General features: G+C 39.8%; 15 protein-coding genes. 6 read left to right on the forward strand and 9 right to left on the reverse strand.

The features are described 5' to 3' along the window. Positions 1-76 precede the first annotated feature (76 nt). The gene (locus tag CZ225_RS21595) at positions 77-1,477 is read left to right on the forward strand and encodes an alkaline phosphatase (RefSeq protein ID WP_077155450.1); all 1,401 of its coding nucleotides are present in this window, start codon (positions 77-79) and stop codon (positions 1,475-1,477) included. Between the two features lie 69 nt (positions 1,478-1,546). Here CZ225_RS21595 and CZ225_RS21600 read toward each other — a convergent pair whose 3' ends face one another. Further along, on the reverse strand, positions 1,547-3,142 hold the full coding sequence (locus CZ225_RS21600) for a DUF6377 domain-containing protein (RefSeq protein ID WP_077155451.1): 1,596 nt from the start codon (positions 3,140-3,142) through the stop codon (positions 1,547-1,549). A gap of 243 nt (positions 3,143-3,385) precedes the next feature. On the opposite strand from CZ225_RS21600, the gene CZ225_RS21605 reads away from it, so the two are divergent. Both CZ225_RS21605 and CZ225_RS21610 read left to right on the forward strand, forming a co-directional pair. Beyond that, positions 3,386-5,236, forward strand: coding sequence for a glycoside hydrolase family 13 protein (locus CZ225_RS21605; protein WP_077155452.1), 1,851 nt, complete (start codon positions 3,386-3,388; stop codon positions 5,234-5,236). Between the two features lie 257 nt (positions 5,237-5,493). Then, the gene (locus tag CZ225_RS21610; protein ID WP_077155453.1) at positions 5,494-7,701 is read left to right on the forward strand and encodes a glycoside hydrolase family 97 protein; all 2,208 of its coding nucleotides are present in this window, start codon (positions 5,494-5,496) and stop codon (positions 7,699-7,701) included. Between the two features lie 222 nt (positions 7,702-7,923). Here the strand turns inward: CZ225_RS21610 and CZ225_RS21615 are convergent, their stop codons facing one another. From CZ225_RS21615 to radC, 3 genes are all read right to left on the reverse strand, one after another. Further along, positions 7,924-8,688, reverse strand: a complete 765-nt coding sequence (locus CZ225_RS21615; protein ID WP_073349188.1) for a UDP-2,3-diacylglucosamine diphosphatase — start codon at positions 8,686-8,688, stop codon at positions 7,924-7,926. Between the two features lie 94 nt (positions 8,689-8,782). Further along, positions 8,783-9,094: an iron-sulfur cluster assembly protein gene (locus tag CZ225_RS21620; RefSeq protein ID WP_025073955.1), complete on the reverse strand. Its 312-nt coding sequence runs from the start codon at positions 9,092-9,094 to the stop codon at positions 8,783-8,785. Between the two features lie 44 nt (positions 9,095-9,138). Continuing rightward, entirely contained in the window at positions 9,139-9,834 is a 696-nt protein-coding gene (gene radC / locus CZ225_RS21625; protein WP_025073956.1) for a RadC family protein, read from the reverse strand. A gap of 221 nt (positions 9,835-10,055) precedes the next feature. On the opposite strand from radC, the gene CZ225_RS21630 reads away from it, so the two are divergent. After that, positions 10,056-12,398 carry a beta-N-acetylhexosaminidase gene (locus CZ225_RS21630; protein WP_129585845.1) on the forward strand — a complete coding sequence of 781 codons (2,343 nt, stop codon included), beginning with the start codon at positions 10,056-10,058 and terminating at the stop codon, positions 12,396-12,398. A gap of 282 nt (positions 12,399-12,680) precedes the next feature. Here CZ225_RS21630 and CZ225_RS21635 read toward each other — a convergent pair whose 3' ends face one another. From CZ225_RS21635 to CZ225_RS21655, 5 genes are all read right to left on the reverse strand, one after another. Beyond that, on the reverse strand, positions 12,681-13,670 hold the full coding sequence (locus CZ225_RS21635; protein WP_077155454.1) for a glycosyltransferase family 2 protein: 990 nt from the start codon (positions 13,668-13,670) through the stop codon (positions 12,681-12,683). Between the two features lie 123 nt (positions 13,671-13,793). After that, complete coding sequence (locus CZ225_RS24915; protein ID WP_077155455.1) at positions 13,794-15,914, reverse strand: endonuclease/exonuclease/phosphatase family protein; 2,121 nt, start codon at positions 15,912-15,914, stop codon at positions 13,794-13,796. Positions 15,915-15,917: 3 nt separating this feature from the next. Next, positions 15,918-16,748: an HAD-IIA family hydrolase gene (locus CZ225_RS21645; RefSeq protein ID WP_129585931.1), complete on the reverse strand. Its 831-nt coding sequence runs from the start codon at positions 16,746-16,748 to the stop codon at positions 15,918-15,920. 25 nt (positions 16,749-16,773) lie between these two features. Further along, complete coding sequence (locus CZ225_RS21650) at positions 16,774-18,051, reverse strand: MFS transporter (protein ID WP_077155456.1); 1,278 nt, start codon at positions 18,049-18,051, stop codon at positions 16,774-16,776. Between the two features lie 11 nt (positions 18,052-18,062). After that, the gene (locus tag CZ225_RS21655; RefSeq protein WP_077155941.1) at positions 18,063-19,403 is read right to left on the reverse strand and encodes a sn-glycerol-1-phosphate dehydrogenase; all 1,341 of its coding nucleotides are present in this window, start codon (positions 19,401-19,403) and stop codon (positions 18,063-18,065) included. Positions 19,404-19,738: 335 nt separating this feature from the next. Between CZ225_RS21655 and CZ225_RS21660 the strand changes: the two genes are divergently transcribed. Both CZ225_RS21660 and CZ225_RS21665 read left to right on the forward strand, forming a co-directional pair. Then, entirely contained in the window at positions 19,739-20,503 is a 765-nt protein-coding gene (locus CZ225_RS21660; protein WP_077155457.1) for a DeoR/GlpR family DNA-binding transcription regulator, read from the forward strand. A gap of 27 nt (positions 20,504-20,530) precedes the next feature. Further along, the gene (locus CZ225_RS21665) at positions 20,531-22,438 is read left to right on the forward strand and encodes a CocE/NonD family hydrolase (RefSeq protein ID WP_077155458.1); all 1,908 of its coding nucleotides are present in this window, start codon (positions 20,531-20,533) and stop codon (positions 22,436-22,438) included. The last annotated feature ends 17 nt before the right edge of the window (positions 22,439-22,455 follow it).

Here is a 22,455-nt window from a genome sequence, read left to right on the forward strand (position 1 = left end):
TCGCAGAATATTCTTATCCTATTTTCAATTTTTCACTATTTTTGCACAATCACTAACTCAATATTAAATATTCAAAATGAAAAAGCTAATCTATACGTTATTTTTCGTCCTCATTTCCGTTGTAGCTAACGGACAGGCCAAATACGTATTCTATTTCATCGGGGATGGAATGGGAGTCAATCAAGTAAATGGTACCGAAATGTATTATGCCGAATTACAAAATGGACGAATCGGTGTTGAGCCGTTGTTATTCACTCAATTTCCTGTAGCCACTATGGCAACCACCTTTTCTGCAACCAACTCGGTTACAGATTCTGCAGCTGCGGGTACAGCCCTATCCACCGGCAAGAAAACCTATAATCATGCAATTTCTGTAGGAGAAGATAAAAAACCGATGGAAACTATAGCCGAGAAAGCCAAAAAAGCTGGGAAAAAAGTAGGTGTAGCTACTTCCGTTAGCGTGGACCATGCAACTCCGGCTGCATTTTACGCACACCAGCCTGATAGAAATATGTATTATGAGATAGCCTTAGATCTTCCTAAAGCTAACTTCGATTTTTATGCAGGAGGTGGCTTCCAGAAACCGACAAAAACTCATGATAAGAAAGATGCGCCTAGTATCTTCCCTATTTTCGAAGAAGCAGGATATACCGTAGCACGCGGTTATAATGATTACAAAGCCAAAGCGGATAAAGCTCAAAAAATGATTCTGATACAAGAAGAGGGTAAAAATCCGGGCTGTTTACCTTACGCTATTGATCGAGAGGAAGATGACCTGACATTAGCACAAATAACAGAAAGTGCAATTGACTTTTTGAAGAAAGGAAAAGACAAAGGATTCTTCCTCATGGTTGAAGGAGGAAAAATTGACTGGGCTACGCACAGTAATGATGCAGCAACAGTATTCAATGAAATAAAAGATATGGATGCAGCCGTGAAAGTGGCCTATGAATTTTACAAGAAACATCCGAAAGAAACCCTGATTGTTATTACTGCAGACCACGAGACAGGTGGAATCGTATTAGGAAGCGGAAGATATGACCTGAATCTGAAAGTTCTTCAGTACCAGAAAAAGTCTACGGATGGACTTTCAAAACGTATCAGCGAACTGAGAAAGTCAAAAAATAATAAGGTAACTTGGGAAGAAATGAAAGAATTTCTTGGTCAAGAAATGGGATTCTGGAAAGAAGTACCCATTTCATGGAAACAAGAAAGAGAATTGCGTGATGAGTTCGAAGAGTCATTCGTAAAGAATAAAGTAGTATTTGCAGAAAGTATGTATTCAAAAAGCGAACCAATAGCTGCTCGTGCTAAGGAGATAATAAATGATATTGCTATGATAGATTGGGCAAACGGCGGACATTCTGCCGGGTATGTTCCAGTATTTGCTATTGGTGCCGGTTCTCATTTGTTCGGTAACAAAATCGACAATACAGAAATACCTCAAAGAATAGCTAAAGCGGCAGGATATAAATAATAGAAATTATATCAATCATGAACATGCCAATTACTACACAATTTATATCTGTAAGTAATTGGCATGTTTTTACAAATTCATAACATCTTGTTCGAATTGCTCTTTGTCTCCGACAGCTTTATTACGCATTCTGCTACGATAATTGTAGATAGTTGCTAAAGAATAACCCAAGAAATGCGCAATTCGATTACTATCTACTACTCCCAGACGGATAAGAGCAAAAATACGGAGTTCGGTGGTCAATAATTCATCCGATTTGGGATATACCCTTCCTTCTTCTACCAATAATTTATTAAAGGAAGAAATAAAGTTTGGGAACAGCTTCAGAAATGCCTTATCGAATTCATTATAAAATTCACTCCGTTCATCCCGTATAAACTGCTCGGACTTAATAGCTTTATACAAATCTTCTACGCGGGATGCCATTGCCAATTTTGCTAACGAACGACGGTAAGCTTCCAGCTTATCCAGATAGTTCACACATCTATCCAAATAACGGGCAATATATACTTCTTTTATTTTACCAGTCTGTTCCAGCTCTTTATTCACCGCTAACATTTGTTCGTTTGCCAAACTCAGGTCACGACGCATAGCAGACAGTTTTCTCATCCAACGATACAAGAAAAAAACGGCAATAAGAAGAAATAAAGAAAGCAGACTCACACTAACCAACATAATACGGGAAACTGCGCGTTCTTTTTCTTCCTTCAATTTGTAGGCTTTGTCTATGATGGGAAAAAACTCTGTCACTTCAATAAACCTCAGGCGAGCATTACACGCAACAGCGTCTTCCATCGAACGATTCAAATATTTGTAGGCGCGATCAATATCTCCCTGTTCATACATTAAATATGCCAGCTTTTGCAGTGAGGCATATTCCCTAACAGAAGATTCCAAATCAGCAATAGCAGTCAGTATCAGATAGTAAATCTCTTTTTCCGTATCCTTTTTCATATGATACGCTTCGGACATTGTATAATAAATAAAGGCTTTCTGACGTTCATTAACGACCTCTTTCAACGCATCGGTCAACATAATCAAAGCTGTATCAGCCCTTCCGTTAACAATACACTTTTCTGCAGCAACAATGGTTCTGTTTGTTTCCGGAGACATCACACTGATAATAGAGTCTCGGTATAATTCCGTTTTCAACAGATATTTCTTTTTCTCTTCTTTACTAGTAGTATAGTCGGCAAGCCATCCATAGCAAGTACGATAGGTTTGATAATAAGATAACAAAGTTTCTTTATTCAATATCTTAGAATTAATCTTTTTCAACTGCTCTATAGCTTCCATATACATACCCATCACTCCCATGACTGTTGCCCGGTCGAGCCTAATTTCATCTTCCAGTTCAGGGCGGTTCAATTGAGGTAGGATATCCATTCTTTCATAGACATAATGGAGTGCAGAATCGGCCTGGTAATGAACATAGGCATCAAAAAGAGCATCATATAACCGATACTTATCAAAAGGATCGGTAGCATGAGCTAATTGTACCTTTAAGCTATCTACTTTCCTTTCTTTTAAATTTTGAAATATTTCTTTTCTGCTTATGACATTGTCCAGCCTTTTAAGTATTGCCTTCTTATCCGTATGTTCTGCAAAAGACAAAAACGGATAAACTAATAAGAAAAAGAGAATATAACAGGGCACATTTCTCATAAAGAACTTTTTAAAGATGTCACAAATATAATGAATATAGTAATGATAATGAAATATATATGAATAACTATTTTCATTATCACTTATATTTTCCAGCTCTCAACAAACAGATAACGCCATAATTATCAATATAATAAATAAATCAGAGTCTTATATTTATATTCCAATCCCAATTTACCATTCTTCAACCCTTTACATTTGTCATATCGGTTTTCCGAGCGAACATTTAAAATCTATACTACCATGAAACGGAATTTTTTATTTGCAATCTTGCTTGTACTATTTAGTTGTCATCAGACATTTGCTACATCGATCGTTAAGAAAGTAGCTCCTACTTTCTGGTGGGCGGGAATGAAAAACCCCGAACTACAAGTCTTATTATACGGTGATAATATATCATCTGCAGAAGTCAGTATCTCTTCCAAGGATATCACTCTACAAGAAGTGGTAAAACTGGAAAATCCCAATTATCTACTTTTATATCTGGACCTTTCGGAAGCTACTCCACAAAACTTTTCTATTACCCTGAAAGAAGGGGAAAAAAGTACTGAGATTCCTTATGAACTAAAAGAAAGAAAATCAAAAGCTTCTGAAGTAGAAGGTTTCAACTCCGGAGATGTACTTTATCTCATCATGCCAGACCGTTTTGCCAACGGTGATTCTTCCAACGATATCATACCCGGAATGTTGGAAGCAAGAGCTGATCGTAATGATCCTTATGCCCGCCATGGTGGTGACCTGAAGGGAATAGAGAACCATTTAGACTATATTGCAGAATTAGGAGCAACAAGTATATGGCTCAATCCGGTTCAGGAGAATGACATGCAAGGAGGTTCGTATCATGGTTATGCCATTACTGACTATTATCAGATAGACCGCCGCTTCGGAAGTAATGAAGGATTTTGTAATCTAGTGGCAAAAGCTCATGATAAAGGTTTAAAAGTCGTAATGGATATGATCTTCAATCATTGTGGAGATGAAAACTATCTTTTCAAAGACATGCCATCCAAAGATTGGTTCAATTTCAAAGGAAACTATGTGCAGACTACTTTCAAAACAGCTACTCCATCAGATCCTTATGCCTCGGAAGATGCAAAGAAAACAGTCGTAGATGGATGGTTTACCCAATGTATGCCGGACTTCAACCAACGCAACCGTCATGTAGCTGCCTATTTAATACAAAGTAGTATCTGGTGGATCGAGTATGCGGGTATCAACGGCATCCGTCAAGATACACATCCTTATGCTGATTTTGATATGATGTCCAACTGGTGCAAAGCTGTTACTAATGAATATCCGGATTTCAATATCGTTGGAGAAACCTGGATAGGCAGCAATGTACTTGTTTCTTATTGGCAAAAAGACAGCAAAGTCTCTGCTCCTAAAAATTCAAACTTACGTACCGTCATGGATTTTCCATTGATGGACCAGATGAATAGTGCATTCGATGAAGAAACAACAGACTGGAACGGAGGCCTTTGCCGCCTTTATGATTATTTGACGCAAGACATCGTATATGCCGATCCAATGAATCTGCTTACTTTCCTTGATAATCACGATACATCGCGTTTCTATCGTTCGGACGAAGCTACCAAGAATTTAGACCGATACAAACAGGCATTGACTTTCTTACTGACAACGCGTGGTATCCCTCAGATATATTACGGAACTGAAATCCTGATGACTGGGGATAAATCAAATGGTGACGGGCTCCTCCGTTGTGATTTCCCCGGTGGTTGGAAAGGTGACACAACCAACTGTTTTAATGCGACTGACCGTACACCACAACAGAACGAAGCTTTCTCCTTTTTACAGAAATTGCTTCAATGGAGAAAAGGGAATGAAGTGATTGCTAAAGGCAAACTTAAACATTTTACTCCTCATAAAGGAATCTACGTATATGAACGTAAATATGGAAACAAATCGGTAGTTGTATTCATGAATGGAAACAATCGGGAACAAACAATAGATTTAGCAAATTACAAGGAAATACTGCCCGCTTCTTCCGCTTACAGTGTACTAACTGATGAAAACGTAAAACTAGGAGAAAAACTTACTCTTCAAAGTCGGGGGATATGGGTATTTTCGTTCTGAAAAAGTTCATAAGGACTTATATTTACTAGGGAGTAATAAAATATAATACATTATATATCAAAGAATTAATTCTTATACATACTTATATATTCTCTCTAGTCATTTCTAACAGAAAAGATACCATCTATATTTGCGTTTAAGAATACAAATAATCAAGATGTAGACCATTGAATCTCAATAAGCGGGCTAGAAACGTCCTGCAGGTCCTTATAAAACGATCTTTGAGGGTTGAATGATAATTTAATACCATAAATAAAATGAAGAAGAATTTATTAACTATTGCCTTACTCTGTATTTCGTTTATTGCGAATGCACAACAGAAACTGACTTCACCGGATGGAAATCTGGTAATGACCTTCCAATTAGATAAAGAAGGTGCCCCAACGTACGAATTGACTTACAATGAAAAGACAGTTATCAAACCAAGTAAATTAGGTTTGGAACTGAAAAAAGAGAATGCGACTAAAACAGACTTCGACTGGGTAGACCGTAGGGATATGAACACACTCGATTCAAAGACAAACCTTTATAACGGATTTGAATTGAAAGATACCCAAACTTCCACTTTCGACGAAACCTGGCAACCAGTTTGGGGTGAAGAAAAAGAAATACGCAATCACTACAATGAGCTGACAGTAACCCTGTATCAACCAGCCAATGACCGCTCCATGCTTCTACGTTTCCGTTTGTTCAATGACGGATTAGGTTTCCGCTATGAATTTCCGCAGCAGAAGTCACTGAACTATTTCGTGATAAAAGAAGAACATTCTCAATTCGCAATGGCAGGTGACCATACCGCTTATTGGATACCGGGCGACTATGACACACAAGAGTATGATTATACTATTTCCCGCCTATCTGAAATCAGAGGTTTGATGAAACAAGCCATTACTCCCAACACATCGCAAACCCCATTCTCACCAACAGGCGTACAAACTGCATTGATGATGAAAACAGACGATGGGCTATACATCAATCTTCATGAAGCTGCACTAATTGATTACTCTTGTATGCATCTGAATCTGGATGATAAGAACATGATATTCGAATCATGGCTGACACCCGATGCACAAGGAGACAAAGGTTATATGCAGACTCCCTGCAACACTCCCTGGCGTACCATTATCGTCAGCAATGATGCACGCAACATCCTCGCTTCCCGAATCACATTAAACCTGAATGAACCTTGCAAGATTGAAGATACATCCTGGGTAAAACCGGTTAAATACGTCGGTGTATGGTGGGACATGATCACCGGAAAAGGTTCATGGGCTTATACTGACGAACTGACCAGCGTGAAACTGGGTGAAACAGATTATTCAAAAACTAAACCGAATGGCAAACACTCAGCCAATACAGCCAATGTTAAACGTTACATCGACTTTGCAGCAACTCATGGATTCGATGCAGTACTGGTAGAAGGATGGAATGAAGGATGGGAAGACTGGTTTGGCAACAGCAAAGACTATGTTTTCGACTTCGTTACTCCCTACCCTGACTTCGACGTACAGGAAATTCAACGTTATGCCGCAAGTAAAGGTATCAAGATGATGATGCACCACGAAACCTCCGCATCTGTCCGCAACTACGAACGTCACATGGATCAAGCTTATCAGTTTATGGTAGACAATGGATACAACTCTGTAAAAAGCGGTTATGTCGGTAACATGATCCCTCGTGGAGAACACCATTACGGACAGTGGATGAACAATCACTACCTATATGCAGTAACCAAAGCTGCCGACTACAAAATTATGGTGAATGCACACGAAGCAACTCGTCCTACAGGCATCTGCCGCACTTATCCCAATCTGATCGGCAACGAATCGGCACGTGGAACCGAATATGAATCATTCGGAGGGAATAAAGTATATCATACTACCATCCTACCTTTCACACGATTGATTGGCGGTCCGATGGATTATACTCCCGGTATTTTCGAAACTCATTGTAACAAGATGAACCCGGACAATAATTCCCAGGTACGTTCAACACTGGCTCGCCAGCTGGCTTTGTACGTCACTATGTACAGCCCTTTGCAAATGGCAGCTGATATTCCCGAAAACTACGAACGTTTTATGGACGCTTTCCAATTTATAAAAGATGTTGCTATGGACTGGGATGAAAGCAAATATCTGGAAGCAGAACCGGGAGAATACATCACTATCGCTCGTAAAGCAAAAGATACTGACGATTGGTATGTCGGTTGTACAGCGGGTGAAAACGGTCATATCTCTGAACTAGTCTTCGACTTCCTGACTCCGGGTAAACAGTACATCGCCACAGTTTATGCAGATGCCAAAGACGCTGACTGGAAAGAAAACCCGCAGGCATACACCATCAAAAAAGGAATCCTGACAAGTAAGAGCAAACTGAACTTGCGTGCCGCTAACGGTGGAGGATATGCAATCAGTATTAAAGAGGTAAAAGATCATTCAGAGAGCAAAGCACTAAGAAAATTATAATAAATAGAACTCTTCAACAAGATACGTTTTCAATAGGTATTTATAACAAAATCTTTTTAAGGATATGCACCATCAAATTATACTTTAATAAAGTGAAAGTCAAAGTGATGGTATCCAAGAAATAAATTACGGTCAAGTCCCGTTAGATGATAGAAAATGTGCCAATTGTTACGCGGTAAAATCCGTCAAACGATTGGCACATCCTATATTAATCAGTAAAAATCAAACTTGCGTTTCCCCTTCTATATATTCTTCCAAGAAGAGATTCTCACCATCGAACACTGCATAAGAAAAATAATTGATCCAATCTCCCAAAATCAACACACGCGAAGTCACACTTAGCATTAAATCCAATTCAATATGTCGGTGCCCGTAAATAAAGAAATTGATATTAGGATGACCTTTCAGATATTCTTTCGTGTAGAGCACCAAGAATTCCTTATTCTCTCCCATATATTCAGGCTCTTTCCCATCGATTCGTTTCTCACGACTATGTTTTGCCCAGTTCAATCCTAGTTCAACACTCCATCGAGGATGAATAGCGGAGAATAATGTTTGCAACGTTTGGCTGTGGAACATCCTGCGAAGGATTTTAAACTTCTTATCCGGATCGCCCAGACCATCGCCATGAGCCAGATAAAACTCTTTCCCATGAATTTCAGTAGTCAATGGTTCACGATGAATAATGACTCCACATTCTTTGGTTAAATAGTCACCACACCAGATATCATGATTACCAATAAAGTAGTGCACTTCCACACCCATATCTGTAAGTTCGGAGATTTTTCCAAGAAAACGGGTATATCCTTTGGGAACAACCAACTTGAACTCATACCAGAAATCGAACATATCTCCTAATAGATAGACAGCAGAAGCTTTATGCTTTATACTATCAAGAAAATTCACCAGACGTCGTTCCTGGGTGCGTCCATGAGCTATTGCCCGCGAACCAAGATGAGCATCGGAAAGGAAATAAACGTTCTTCATCAATTTTACAAATTACTAGTTACTAAACATCTAGAAGCTGCCGCTTCCTTATTACAATCAGCAAAAGGGATTACTCCTCAAAGATAATACTTATTTAGAGGAACCCAAGTTCCAATTTGGCTTCTTCACTCATCATGTCTTTATCCCATTCCGGTTCAAACACCAAATTAATGGTTGCAGAACGTACTCCTTCCACCGATTCCACCTTCTGACGGATATCTTCCATTATAAAATCAGCAGCCGGACAATTAGGAGCAGTCAGAGTCATATCAATTACAGTATCTTTGTCATCGGTTACATCAATTTTATAAATAAGACCGAGATCGTATACATTTACCGGAATCTCCGGGTCATATACAGTCTTCAGCATAGCCACGATCTTTTCTTCTATTTCAAATTTTTCCATAGGGCTTTCTTTTTAACACATTGCAAATATAAGAATAAATTTATTCAGAGCAGTCCTTCGTCAGCAAAACTATAGAACTTATCTTCACAAACAATAACATGGTCTATCAATCGAATGTTCATTGTATCGGCTGCCTTATGGATATATTCCGTCAAGGTTTTATCCGCTTGGCTTGGACGGGAATTGCCCGAAGGATGATTATGTACAACTGCTATTTGTGTAGCTCTTTGCAAAATAGCTTCCCGAAGAATAGTACGCACGTCCGCATAAGTTCCGTCGATCCCCCCTGTGCTAATACGTACCTTATCTATCACTTTGGTAGCCTGATTTAATAATAAAACCCAGAACTCTTCTTGCTCCAGGTCACACATGATAGGTTGAAAAATAGCATAAATGTCTTTTGAGCAGGTTATTCGAGTCCGCTCTTTGATATTCTGCAACTTCCGCCGTTTACCGAGCTCAAGAGCTGCCATTAAGGTCACACTCTTTGCCGGTCCCATCCCCTTAAAAAGTGAATAATCCTTCACTTCCCACTTTGCAAGCGAGTTCAGATTGTTATCACAAGAAAGCAACATTCGGCGCATCAGTTCGACAGCACTTTCATCAGTATTTCCGGAGCCTATCAATATAGCAAGTAGCTCGGCATCACTTAAGGCAGCTGCTCCCTTTTCCATCATTTTCTCGCGTGGGCGGTCCTCCAGTGCCCACTGATTGATGGATAGTTTGTGTTTAACTTCCATTCTTATAAAATTAAGTCTGCAAAGATAACCTTTATTATAGGAATATGTACTATAAAAGAAGAGTTGATACATAACTTTTTATTCTCTTTCGTTTAACGAATATAATACTATCCAAAAAGAAAAATAAAAGAGAATAATGTTTCATATTATTTTCTTTTTAGTATATTTGTGGCATAAACAGAAAGGAAACAAAATAAATACAATCATTAAAAGTTTAATATATGAAAAGTATAAGCAGGAAAAGTATACTATTATTTGTAATGTATTACTTATTGATCACTCCCTATGCCAATGCGCAAACCAAAGATAATCCGCTTCTCATCCCGGAATTGATGGATTTCACTTTAATGAGGTGTGACTTTAATACTAAAATAAAAGACAAGCAACAGATAGAAGATGCACTTCAAGCAGGTTTCAATGCTATCTATACTGCCAACAACCGTACATTGGTTGAGCAAGCAAACGATAAAGGGATAATCCCCCTGAGCAACTATACATTATCAAAATACAAATCAATCGTTCCCTATAAAAATCATCCAATCACTACCTTCGTATTTGCTCGTGAACGCAGCGATGGCTATACCCGCAACGCCATTATTGACCAATGCTTTGTTGAGTATGCCTGCGACACGCTTTATGGTAGTCCTCAATGGATAAAAAAGCTCATTGATAATTCTTTGGAAATACACTCCAGACTGATCAGCAACAATCATAAATTGATGGTCAGCATCACCAATAAAAGCAGTCTTCCATATACACTTTCCATCGAAAAAACAGACGGATTGCAAACCGAACAAAACACCCTGTCTTTGGACGGGAAGAAAGAAACAATCATCTACTTTACAGGAAATCCAATCGACCAATATGAATATTTGATTTCTACAAAAGTACAGAATACACGACTTACGGACGGCAAACAACTAACATACACTTTCCGGATACCCGGTACTCTTTATCTGGAAGGTACTATTCCTACAAATAGATTATCCATTATCCCCCAACCTAACTCAATTACCCCCATTAAAAATGAAGAATGGTTCACCATCGACAAACAAACACGTATTATCGTAAGAACCCCCAAAGCCAAAGAACCTCTTCATTTCCTCACTGACCGATTAGGAACAGTTGCCAACTTAACACTCCCCGTTGCCAAAACCACCAAAGATGATAATAATACCATCATCTTCAGTCGGACCAATGACCCCGGTCTTGGCAAAGAAGGTTATTCGCTTCGCGCTACCAAACGGAATATACAAATTGAAGCGAATGAACCATCCGGTTTTTTCTATGCCGTCCAAACCTTATTACAACTTCTCCCCAGTCAAATTTACTCTTCTCAACGGGAAGAGTGTAGTACCTGGGATGTTCCGGCCGTAGAGATTAAGGATGTACCCAGATTTGAATATCGCGGACTTCATTTGGATGTTGGTCGTCATCTGTATCCGGTAGAGTTTATCAAAAAGTATATTGATTTGCTTTCCATGCAGAAAATGAATCGTTTCCATTGGCATCTAACTGATGATCAGGGGTGGAGAATCGAAATAAAAAAATATCCTAAACTAACGGAAATCGGTTCGATAAGAAAAGAAACGATAAAGAACCGTTATACAGCTCAGGGTCCCCTCCTATTCGACAATACACCTTATGGAGGTTTCTATACCCAAAAGGAAATAAAAGAAATCGTTCAATACGCTAAAGAAAGGTATGTAACTGTTATTCCTGAGATCGATCTTCCGGGTCATATGCTTGCTGCACTGGCCACATACCCTGAATTGGGTTGTACAGGAGGTCCATACGAAGTAGGAACCCGATGGGGTATTTATGATGATGTTCTTTGTGCCGGAAACGAAAAGATATATCCGTTTATTGAGGATATATTAAAAGAGGTATTCGAACTGTTCCCTTGCGAGTATGTACATATCGGAGGCGATGAGTGCCCTAAAACCCGTTGGAAGGCATGCCCAAAATGTCAGGCTAAGATGAAAACGGAAAATTTGAAGGATGAACATGAACTGCAAAGTTATGTAATCAGAAGAGTGGAAAAATTCCTCAATGATAACGGAAAGAAACTGATTGGCTGGGACGAAATCTTAGAAGGTGGAATAGCACCGAATGCTACCCTGATGTCGTGGCGCGGCGTTGCAGCCGGTATCACAGCAGCCAAATCGGGTCATCCTGTGATAATGACTCCCAATACGCATGTATATCTGGATCATTATCAGACAAATATGGATATAGCTCCTTTAGGTAACGGCCGGGTAGCTTCTTTAGAATGGACATATAGTTACGACCCTATTCCGAATGAACTGACTCTTGAAGAGGCTTTACATATTAAAGGCATACAAGCCAATGTTTGGAGTGAATATCTCCGCACTACGGAGATGGTAGAATACATGACTTATCCTCGCGCCAATGCAGTGGCCGAGATTGGATGGACTTTCTTAGAAAACAGAAGTTGGGAAGATTATACCAAAAGGTTGCAACAACAGTTCGAAAGATGGAGATATTATAATCTGAATTATGCACCCCATTATAAACAACCGATTGGCGTTCATCATAAATAATATCCAATAGTATTAATAAGATAGAATTTCTCATTAACGGAAGAGGGGCACGTGAGGTGTCTCTCTTTTTTTAGGCACGTAGAACAAATAAACCGCTTATAGTATCGGTTTCATATAGTGAAACTTATAGTTTCAACCTATGGAACTATTAGTTTCAATAGAATGAAACTACTGGTTTCAAGGCATGAAACTATTGGTTTCACTATATAGAACACTTTGTTTCAAAGGATGAAACAAAAGGTTCCACAGTATGAAACTATCTTCAGATAGAAACAGTTGAACTTATTTGTAGAAGTTCTTACGGAAAGCCTCAACTTCATTTTTTCCTCGAATGCAACGCTGCCACCATGCATACCAAAATCCAGTGCCATAACCTATCAGCTGAATAAAGGCAGCAGCTATAGAGTATAGACCGATTTTAAAACTCTTGTTTTGAATGGTAGAGTCGACGCATACTAAGAATGCATAAAGCATAATCGGGGTAAAACTAAACAGACAAAAAGGAGTACCAAGCAATAATAGAGCCACACCTAATGTAAACACAGCCGGCAACAAATGCACTAGTTTCAGTGAATCAGGATATTTTTTATAAAGATTAATGCGGGCAATCCCTGAGTTGTAGACTTGCTTAAAGAATTTCTTCAGATCAGTACGACGTTTATGATATACCCAAGCATCGGGAAAGAGACGGCAAATGTATCCTCCTCGAAAGATTCGAATACTAAAGTCAATATCTTCACCAAAACGCATCTTAGAAAAGCCACCCAAAGTTTCGTACACTTCACGACGAACACCCATATTGAAACTACGAGGATAAAACTTATCCATTTTCTTTTTTCCACCACGAATACCACCCGTCGTGAAGAAAGAGGTCATCGAATAATTAATCGCTTTTTGAATATCCGTAAATGAATCGTGCGCACGATCGGGACCGCCAAACGCATCGGCAGGAGAAGTCTGGAGTTCCTTCTCCACTGCTTCGAAATACCCTTCAGGTAAAATAACGTCCGAATCTAATATAATAAGATAATCGCCTTCACTATGCCCCGCACCATAGTTGCGCGTCTGCCCCGGTCCAGAATTAGATTTAAAGAAGTAACTAATCTTCAATCGGTCTGCGTAACGCTCTACTACCTCTTTACAAGGGATGGAAGATCCGTCTTCTACAATCAGCACTTCAAAATCTTTAAAATGCTGTCTGGTAAGACTTTCAAGTAATTCATCCACCTCATCAGGACGATTGTAAACAGGAACAATAACAGAATAACGCATAACGATTTGCCTCACTTTAGATTCAGATTGCAAATTAAAATAAAAAAAACGGGATAGAAGAAAGTTATACAAGCAAAATCCCTCAAATCATATTGCATGATGATCTGAGAGGCATTTCTTTAGTCAGTCATTGGTGTATCTCAAAACATTAGCCAAACGCTCGTCCGACTTACCATTCATTTTTCTAGAAGCAAAACCTATATACATCACATCTCCTTTAATCTTGATTCCTTCTGCCTCCATGTAGCCTCTATCTGCAAGACCTAGTTCTTTGAGTTTATTCACATCTGCGATAGCTGCCACTTTCCTCTGTCCACACAACTGCCCGTTTTTATCATAAACCCTCACACAAGCTCTTGAAGGAGTATCCACTTTATTATCATTACCTATACCTTCATAATAATAAACAAACTGATCGTCTATATCATATCCTTGAAAATAAAGTTCTCCATCGGGCACAGAAATCTCATATAAGGGTTGAAGTTGAGACAACTCTTTAGCTCTGACAGTTAATTCCATCGAAGTTTCAGGTACATCTCCCGAAAGCTCTCCTCCATATTTCAAGGAACTCAGTTTAACATCTGTCAAAGGTAGTTTCATTGCTTCACTCAACCGGTATATCACAAAGAAACGTGTATTAACCCCCGATATATTTTTAGAGTATTGCACACCTAACAAATCTTTTCCGGGATTCACAGCAGGATGTATGTTACGTGTTCCTTTCAAATGAAAGATATCGCCGCCTGCCAATTGTACTTTCTTCCCCGGTTCATATTTTACACGAGAAACAGTTTGAGAACCTCCATATGCCCCATCCTTTCCCTTATTCCCATGACTTCCTATCCAAACATAGGTTTCTCCGTCCGTTTCTTCAATAGCCATATTGGTTCCATGTCCGAAATATTCTAGCACCATATAGTTCGTCGGTTTTGTTACATTAGGAGCAGCTTTCAGTACATTCAGCTGATGTTCGTCTGTTCCGGCAATCTGTACATAATAAATTTCTCCGTTTGTAGCCACATCCATACACTGAATAATTCTATTCCGCTTTAAGTACACCGCTTTGCTATAAAGCAATCCATTGGAAAGAGGAGCAGATAACTTATCGAAATAGTTAGCTTTAAAAGTAGTAGCCCCTGCTGTAAGAGGTTTAGTTTTTGTTTTCTCTTTGCCGGCATTCAAATCCGGTTTCAACTTAAAAGAAACCATTACCGCTTTATGATCGGTCGGCCACCTACCCTTCGGACGAAGAAAACGGTCACGAGTTTTCTCTTTCCTGATCTCACTCTTTATTACAGAATATTCAGGTCCAACTACCCAAGCTTTTTCAGGAGTCATAAAAGTGGTAGGATAATAATAAATAAAATCGATCCGGTCACGTTCGTCCGCTTCAGGAGCCCATGTCAGTTTATCCACCGAGACAGCTTTATTACCGGCTGGAAATGTAAAACCCGGATGAGTAACAGGATTAGGATGAACCACCCGATAGGCATCTTTAAATCCTCCCTCATAAAGCAATCTGGAACAATCCCAATTCACTACGGCTCCATTATGGTCCCATAAGTCTTTCGTATCGTTTTGCCAATCCAGATGAGAAGGTTCGTTAAAGTCCCCTCCTAGCAATACAGCATAACCTTGTTCGATATCCGGCTGTACTTTTTGCAGAAAATCAGCAATTGTTTCTTCACGATAAGCTTTTCGGTTCATCTCCAAAACAGTTGCTTCATCGGTCACCGGAGCATCCATCTTTTTCCATGTGCTCCCGTTATAACCACGAGGCATATAACAAGCGTAATGACGATAATCTAAGTGTGTAGCATAGGCAGCTACTTTTCTCCCGGCAACTGATAATAGTACACGCACAACGGCTCCATTGCTTCCCTTTCCGGGAGGACAAACAATCCGTTGTTCTTCAATCGGATAACGAGTTAATATACCTACAGACAATGATGTCTCCGTTCCATAAAACGTATGTCCACGTTGCTTCAACTCTTTTATCATATGAAGAATAAAATTCTCGCCCTTGTAATCACTCAATTCATTGAGAAATACAACGTCTGCACTCGAATGAATGATTTCATCCGCAATCATATCAACAGCACCTTCCACTCCGGAACCTCCCTTCCAGATATTCATCTGCAAAGCTTTCAAAAAAACTGTTGCGGACGACTTTGTCGCCCGCAACATGCTACCTTCACCACTACCAAGTAAAAATAGCAGGACACAAATAATTAACTTTCGCATTCACTAACTTATATTTTGAGCAAATATAATTAATTCCTGAAGTTCAGCCAAATCCCGTAGGATTAAATCCGGACCGGGCTGAACAGATATGGCTGTATCGTAAGTTGTCTCTCCCGACAATACCAATACACCAAGAGCCTGGGCATTCTGAGCCATTAAAATATCTGTATAAATACGGTCTCCTACCATAGCAATCTGTTCGGCACACAATCCATGACGTTCCATAATTCCATGTAACATACGCGGATCAGGTTTGCCTACTATCACATCCGGTTTACGACCTGTAGCATATTCCAATGCAGAGCAAATGGAACCGCAATCTACCAGTACCACCGGTTTATCCGTAGGACAAACCCGGTCGGGATTGGTTGCTATATAAAACTTTTTCCGACTCACCCACCAGGCCGCACGACACAATCTTGAATACACCAATGACATATCGAAACTAGCTACCACTGCATCCGGTTCATCTTCAGCATCATCGGATGTAGAAATAAAGCCCGCTTCTTCAAACTCCCGGATCATACTTGGAGTACCCAGCAAAAAGAGTCTCTTATACTCCGGATGATGCGTGTGTATATAATCAATAGTCGCTTGCGCAGAAGTATAAAACTCATCAACCGTCGCCTCAATTCCCATTTCTTTCAGGTGATACAAATAATCAGCAGTACTGCGCGAAGGATTATTGGTCAGAAATGAATAACCAATTCCCAATTCCTTCATCTTATTCAAAAAGGTGACAGTAAAAGGAAATAGCGTACTTCCATTATAGATTGTGCCATCCATATCCAGCGCAATATGTTTTATTTGTTTTAAACGTGTTGCCATTTCCATACTCAATGGCTCTTCTACCTTATTTTCAATCGTTATCATACCCATTTGCTTTTGCTGACCATGCAGCTAAAAATATCAAAGTTCCCATAATAGCAATCAAAATTAATCCTCCGATTGCATAATCCCAACCGTAATGTTGTGCCAGAAGTCCTAATCCCCAGCCAGAAACCAGCGTACTGGCATATCCGAACAATCCGGTAAATCCGACAGCGGTTGCCGCCGCTTTTTTCGTTGCAATATTAGCCGCAGCAATACCGACCAACGCCTGTGGACCGTAAATACAGAATCCGGCTGCTCCCAGCAACAAAGCAGCTAACCACATCGGAGGATGAGGTACTCCCCAAAACAAACCAATGAAGACCGTAGCTAATGCCATGCAAATGACACATACCCGCGGACCACGTCCACCGAAGAAACGGTCGGTTGCCCATCCGGCTACAAGCATTCCTACAATTCCGGAGATTTCAAAAGCTGCAACCATCCATCCGGCGTGCTGGATAGAAATTCCTTTCCATTCTCCCAACAAGGTCGGTCCCCAATCGAGTACTGCATAACGCACTGTATATACAAAGAAGTTAGCAATGGCCAATACCCAAATAGCAGGATTACCAAAAACTTTCTTGCGTACAAATCGTTTAAACTCGGCAGAAGTATCCTCTTTCTCATCACCTGACGTTTTCTGATTTAACTCCGGCAAACCTACCGAACGTGGAGTATCGCGTAAAGCAAACCATAATCCGGCAGCACCTACCAAAGCTATAATAGAAGGAATCCAGAAACACCAACGCCATCCCATGCTAACAATATAGCCACAGACAATTACCACCAGCCCAGCACCGATGGAGTGCGAAGTGTTCCATACGGACATTTTGGTAGCCAGTTGTGTAGGAGGAATCCAATGTGTCAGCAAGCGGGCACAAGGAGGAAAACCCATTCCCTGAAACCAACCATTCAACATCCACACGATTCCAAACATTAGCACTGCCGAACTAAATCCGAACAGGATATTACAGGCAGCGGAAAGTACCAGACCGGTCACCATAAAATAACGGGCATTCACTCGGTCACCTATAAAACCATTTGCAAACTTAGACACACCATACAACAGGCCATGCAATGTTAAAAATAGCCCCAGATCTCCTTTTGTAATACCCAAATCCTCCTGCATAGCAGGCATGGCAATACTAAGATTCTTGCGAACAAAATAGAATAATGCATATCCTATCATACTCGCAATAATGGTCCGCGTCTGCCAATACTTAAATTTCTTTGCCACTTCAGGCACCATTCCTTGTAGTTCCATCTTTTTCGTATTTAGTCTGTTATTTCCCAGATTTTACCTTTACTAAATAGTCCTTCCAGCCAGTCTTCCATATAACCTGTACGTACAGCAAGATCAAGAACAGTAAACCTGCGACGAATAAATTGTGCACGAATAAATGTCTCACGCAAACGCTTTCTTGTTATACCAATCTCTTCCGGCTCTGTCGGAGCTCCCGCCAGTTGAAGTCTCTGTTTAACCTCACTATAAGGAATGAGTTGTCCGGACAAACGCTCTTTTATCTTCGGCCAGTTTTCTTTCAATTGTAAAAGCTGAACTTTTAACTGTTCGCGATTCACATATTTTGCTTTTGTTTCTTGCAAACCGATATTCGGGAAGTCAGTACCCACAAACATATCAAGGGCTGTTTTATCTGCTATTTCAGGTTCCGGCCAAGCTGCGCAGCAAGCATCTACATCCAACTGTTCGAATGAAGTCTGCAATACTTGTTCATAAAACGCTGTAATAGCTAACATACCTATACTCACTTGAAAGCCATGAGAAATATGCTCGCCATTATTCAGATGATGCTCCATATTCCAAAGATGACTGAACTGATGTTCGGCTCCTGAAGCCGGACGACTCGATTTCGACCATTGCATAGCAAAACCACCTAACATCAACCCTTCAATCAGTTGGGAAATCGCTGTTTCTTCCCCTTCAGCCGCCTCTTTAGGAGAGGATAAAGCATCATGCAAACCATCCTGAACGATAGACCATGCCTTTTTATCAATAGCTTCCACTCCTAACGCGTCTGCCAAAATCCAGTCTGCACCGGCAGTAACCTTTGCAAATAAGTCCGCATATCCGGAAGCTGTCATAGGACCGGGTGCCTTACTTATAATCGATGTATCCGCCAAAACAGCCTGCGGTGCAGGACAGCTGAAGGTCTGCTTCGCACCATCTGCCGTTATAGATGCACCAAAAGCAGTATATCCATCCATGGATGCAGCTGTTGCCACACACATATATCTTCTTCCCGTAAGATGAGATGATAACTTTGTCAAATCATTAATTGTACCGGAACCTACAGCTACTGGAATAGCAGCATGTTGTTTCAATGAATCCACCAACTGATCTATATATGAATACTCTGCATATAAATCAGAATCCGTAAAGATAAAGGAAGGAAGAGTTTCTATTTCTGCATGTTTCAATTCTTCTTCCACCCTTTTACCGGCAATTCGATAGGTTGTTTCATCGGCTACTACAACCGCTTTCTTTCCCGGAAACTGTTCTTTAAATAACTCGGCAACTTCTCCTAATATTCCATCACCTATGCGAAGGGCACGTGTCTCATTCGCAGCCTTCAAAGCTTCTTCTACTCTTGACATTTCCACAGTATTAAAAATTACTTGCCCGATTGTAAAACCTCCCATACCTCAGTTGGTATATCAGATTTCATAATATCCGGTCGTTTATTAATCTTTTTAAAGACAACAAGCATATCCTTGCTATTTGTTTTTCGTTTTCTTTTTCTTTGGTGCTACATACCGCCACAAAAATACATAAAAAGAAATACAACACAATAAAATACGCAAATATTTTTTCTTTTTCAAGATATTACCTTAATTAAAATAACTATTTTCATTATACAATGAAACTTTTCCGACTTTCATTTGCCACATATTAATATTTAATTTATCTTTGTAAGAAAAAATATGAGAGTATGACAAGTATAGCAGAAAGACACAAGTATATTCTTGAAAGTTTAGCCAAGAATGGATTCATAAAGGTGATTGATATCGCTAAAGAGCTAGATGTTACTCCGGTTACGATCCGTAAGGATTTAAAATATCTGGAAGAGAAGAAGCTATTGTACCGCACCCACGGAAGTGCAAGTCCTATTAACCCGCTGACTTCTGACATAGATGTTCAGGAAAAAGAGAAACTACGGAAAGACGAAAAGAAAAGAATCGCAATTGAAGCAGCTAAATTAGTCGAAGAAAATGATTCTATCATTATCGCTTCGGGATCTACAGTACATATGTTCGCTGAACAAATTGTACCGACTAGCCATTTGACAGTAGTGACAGCTTCCCTTAAAACGGCATTATTATTAAACGCCGTCAATAATATCGAAGTCATACAGCTAGGAGGAACTGTTCGAAAAAACTCATTCTCCGTTATAGGTGATTATACTTCACAATTCTTTGAGCAAATCACTTGTTCCAAACTTTTCCTGGGAGTAGACGGCATTGATCTGGAATATGGTATCACCAATTCAAACATAGAAGAAGCAATTCTTAATAAAAAAATGATCGAAGCTTCTCTCCGTACAATCATTCTTGCAGATTCCTCCAAATTCGGGCGTAGAGGTTTCGGTAAGATCTGTAATCTGGACCGGATAGACGTTATTATAACTGACTCCGGTATATCTAAGACTATGGCCCAATCCATTGAAGAAATGGGTATAGAACTGATTATCGTATAATTTTTAACTTTCTATCTGAAAAACACAATGACTTATTATATCAATAAGTGGAGCAAAGTTTTCTGCTTTGTTCCACTTCTTTATTTCTTTCTTACAGGGGATTGTTTGTCTGCACAGGAGATAAATGAAGCATGGATAAAAGAAAACTACACTAAAAGAGAGGAAATGATACCGATGCGGGATGGTATACATCTATATACTGCAATTTACGAACCTGTTCATCAAGAAAAGCCATCTCCCATTTTGATCACCCGCACTCCGTACAAAGCTTCTCCTTATGGAAAGAAAATGAACAGCCGCCTCTGGGGCTCTTGGCAGAATTATGCACGGGAGAAATATATCTTTGTTATTCAAGATGTACGTGGACGCTGGAAAAGTGAAGGAGAATTCGTAAATGTACGTCCTTTTATTGCCAATAAGAAAAAGAAAAAAGACATTGATGAAGCGAGTGATGTATACGACACCACTGAATGGCTTTTGCAACATACAAAAAAGAATAACGGAAAGGTCGGAATCATCGGTTCATCCTATTCTGGTTTCTATTCAATAATGGGAGCTTTGAGCGCACATCCTGCGATCAAAGCTGCTGTCCCACAAGCACCGGTCACAGACTGGTTTTTAGGGGATGACTACCATCACAATGGTGCTTTCATGCTTTGTGACGGTTTTCGATTTGCTGCTTCTATGAATCGTCCTCGCCCCGTACCAACTGAAGAAAGTACTCCGGCAAAACCTTATTATCAAACAGATGAATATTCTTTCTTCCTGAAAGCAGGCGCATTGAAAAATCTCACTCGTCTTTTAGGCGATAGTATTGCTTATTGGAATGACTTAATGGCCCATCCTAATTATGACAGCTGGTGGCAACAAAGAGACACACGTCGTTCCTGTTACAATATTCGACCGGCTATATTAGTTGTAGGAGGATTGTTTGATGCTGAAGATTGCTACGGTGCTTGGGAATTATACAAAGCTATTCACAAACAAAGCCCGGACACTGACTTGCATTTAATTGTAGGTCCATGGTATCATGGTGCCTGGGGAGGGAACGACGGTAGTTATCTAGGTAATGTCCGCTTCGGTTCAAAAAATGTACCTTATTATCAGGAACAGATAGAATATCCTTTTCTACAATATTATTTGAATGGGAAAGGGACTCCAATAACCGATTCACGCAAAGTTAACATATTCTTCTCCGGAGAAAATCAATGGAAAGAATTTGAATCCTGGCCAGACAAAAAAGCACAGGCAGTATCTTATTATTTAGATGAAAAAGGAACACTTAGTACCAATATTCCCAACAAAACGATTTCTTATTCGGAATACGTTTCCGATCCTGCGAAACCCGTCCCTTATACGGACAAAACAACATACGCCCGGGCTAAAGAGTATATGACCGACGACCAACGTTTTGCCGAACGTCGTCCTGACGTACTCTGTTTCAAAACTGAAACATTGGAACAGCCTCTGACAGTTGGTGGTGAAGTGGAAGTAGAACTAGAAGTAACTGTAACTACAACAGATGCAGACTTTGTCGTCAAAGTCATCGACGAATTTCCTGAAGATTTTGCATACAACGATCAAAAGGATGGAAAAGGAAGCGGATACCGTTATTTGATGAACGGTTACCAAATGTTAGTACGCGGAGAAGTCATGCGTGGAAGATACAGAAACAGCTTTGAACATCCGGAAGCCTTTGTTCCGGGACAACCTACTAAGGTGCGTTTCACAATGCCGGATATTGCCCATACATTCCAAAAGGGACATCGACTTGTCGTACAAATACAAAGTACTTGGTTTCCTCTCATAGATCGTAATCCACAACAGTTTGTGAATATATATACATGCGAAGACGTTGATTTTATCAAATCTACCATACATATTCTTCACCAAAAGGATAATCCTTCTAAAATTACATTTAGACGACTCTCATAGTCGTCTAAATGTGAAAC

The sequence above is a fragment of the Bacteroides bouchesdurhonensis genome (assembly GCF_900155865.1).
In the GTDB taxonomy this organism is placed as follows: Bacteria; Bacteroidota; Bacteroidia; order Bacteroidales; family Bacteroidaceae; genus Bacteroides; species Bacteroides bouchesdurhonensis.

Bases quoted from the DNA above. Each gene is read 5' to 3' on its own strand.
- CZ225_RS21605 (WP_077155452.1), top strand. From the start codon at position 3,386: ATGAAACGGAATTTTTTATTTGCAATCTTGCTTGTACTATTTAGTTGT.
- CZ225_RS21645 (WP_129585931.1), bottom strand. From the start codon at position 16,748: ATGGAAATGGCAACACGTTTAAAACAAATAAAACATATTGCGCTGGAT.
- CZ225_RS21660 (WP_077155457.1), top strand. From the start codon at position 19,739: ATGACAAGTATAGCAGAAAGACACAAGTATATTCTTGAAAGTTTAGCC.
- CZ225_RS21655 (WP_077155941.1), bottom strand. From the start codon at position 19,403: ATGTCAAGAGTAGAAGAAGCTTTGAAGGCTGCGAATGAGACACGTGCC.
- CZ225_RS21650 (WP_077155456.1), bottom strand. From the start codon at position 18,051: ATGGAACTACAAGGAATGGTGCCTGAAGTGGCAAAGAAATTTAAGTAT.
- CZ225_RS21635 (WP_077155454.1), bottom strand. From the start codon at position 13,670: ATGCGTTATTCTGTTATTGTTCCTGTTTACAATCGTCCTGATGAGGTG.
- CZ225_RS21665 (WP_077155458.1), top strand. From the start codon at position 20,531: ATGACTTATTATATCAATAAGTGGAGCAAAGTTTTCTGCTTTGTTCCA.
- CZ225_RS21600 (WP_077155451.1), bottom strand. From the start codon at position 3,142: ATGAGAAATGTGCCCTGTTATATTCTCTTTTTCTTATTAGTTTATCCG.
- CZ225_RS21615 (WP_073349188.1), bottom strand. From the start codon at position 8,688: ATGAAGAACGTTTATTTCCTTTCCGATGCTCATCTTGGTTCGCGGGCA.
- CZ225_RS21620 (WP_025073955.1), bottom strand. From the start codon at position 9,094: ATGGAAAAATTTGAAATAGAAGAAAAGATCGTGGCTATGCTGAAGACT.
- CZ225_RS21630 (WP_129585845.1), top strand. From the start codon at position 10,056: ATGAAAAGTATAAGCAGGAAAAGTATACTATTATTTGTAATGTATTAC.
- CZ225_RS24915 (WP_077155455.1), bottom strand. From the start codon at position 15,914: ATGCGAAAGTTAATTATTTGTGTCCTGCTATTTTTACTTGGTAGTGGT.
- radC (WP_025073956.1), bottom strand. From the start codon at position 9,834: ATGGAAGTTAAACACAAACTATCCATCAATCAGTGGGCACTGGAGGAC.
- CZ225_RS21610 (WP_077155453.1), top strand. From the start codon at position 5,494: ATGAAGAAGAATTTATTAACTATTGCCTTACTCTGTATTTCGTTTATT.
- CZ225_RS21595 (WP_077155450.1), top strand. From the start codon at position 77: ATGAAAAAGCTAATCTATACGTTATTTTTCGTCCTCATTTCCGTTGTA.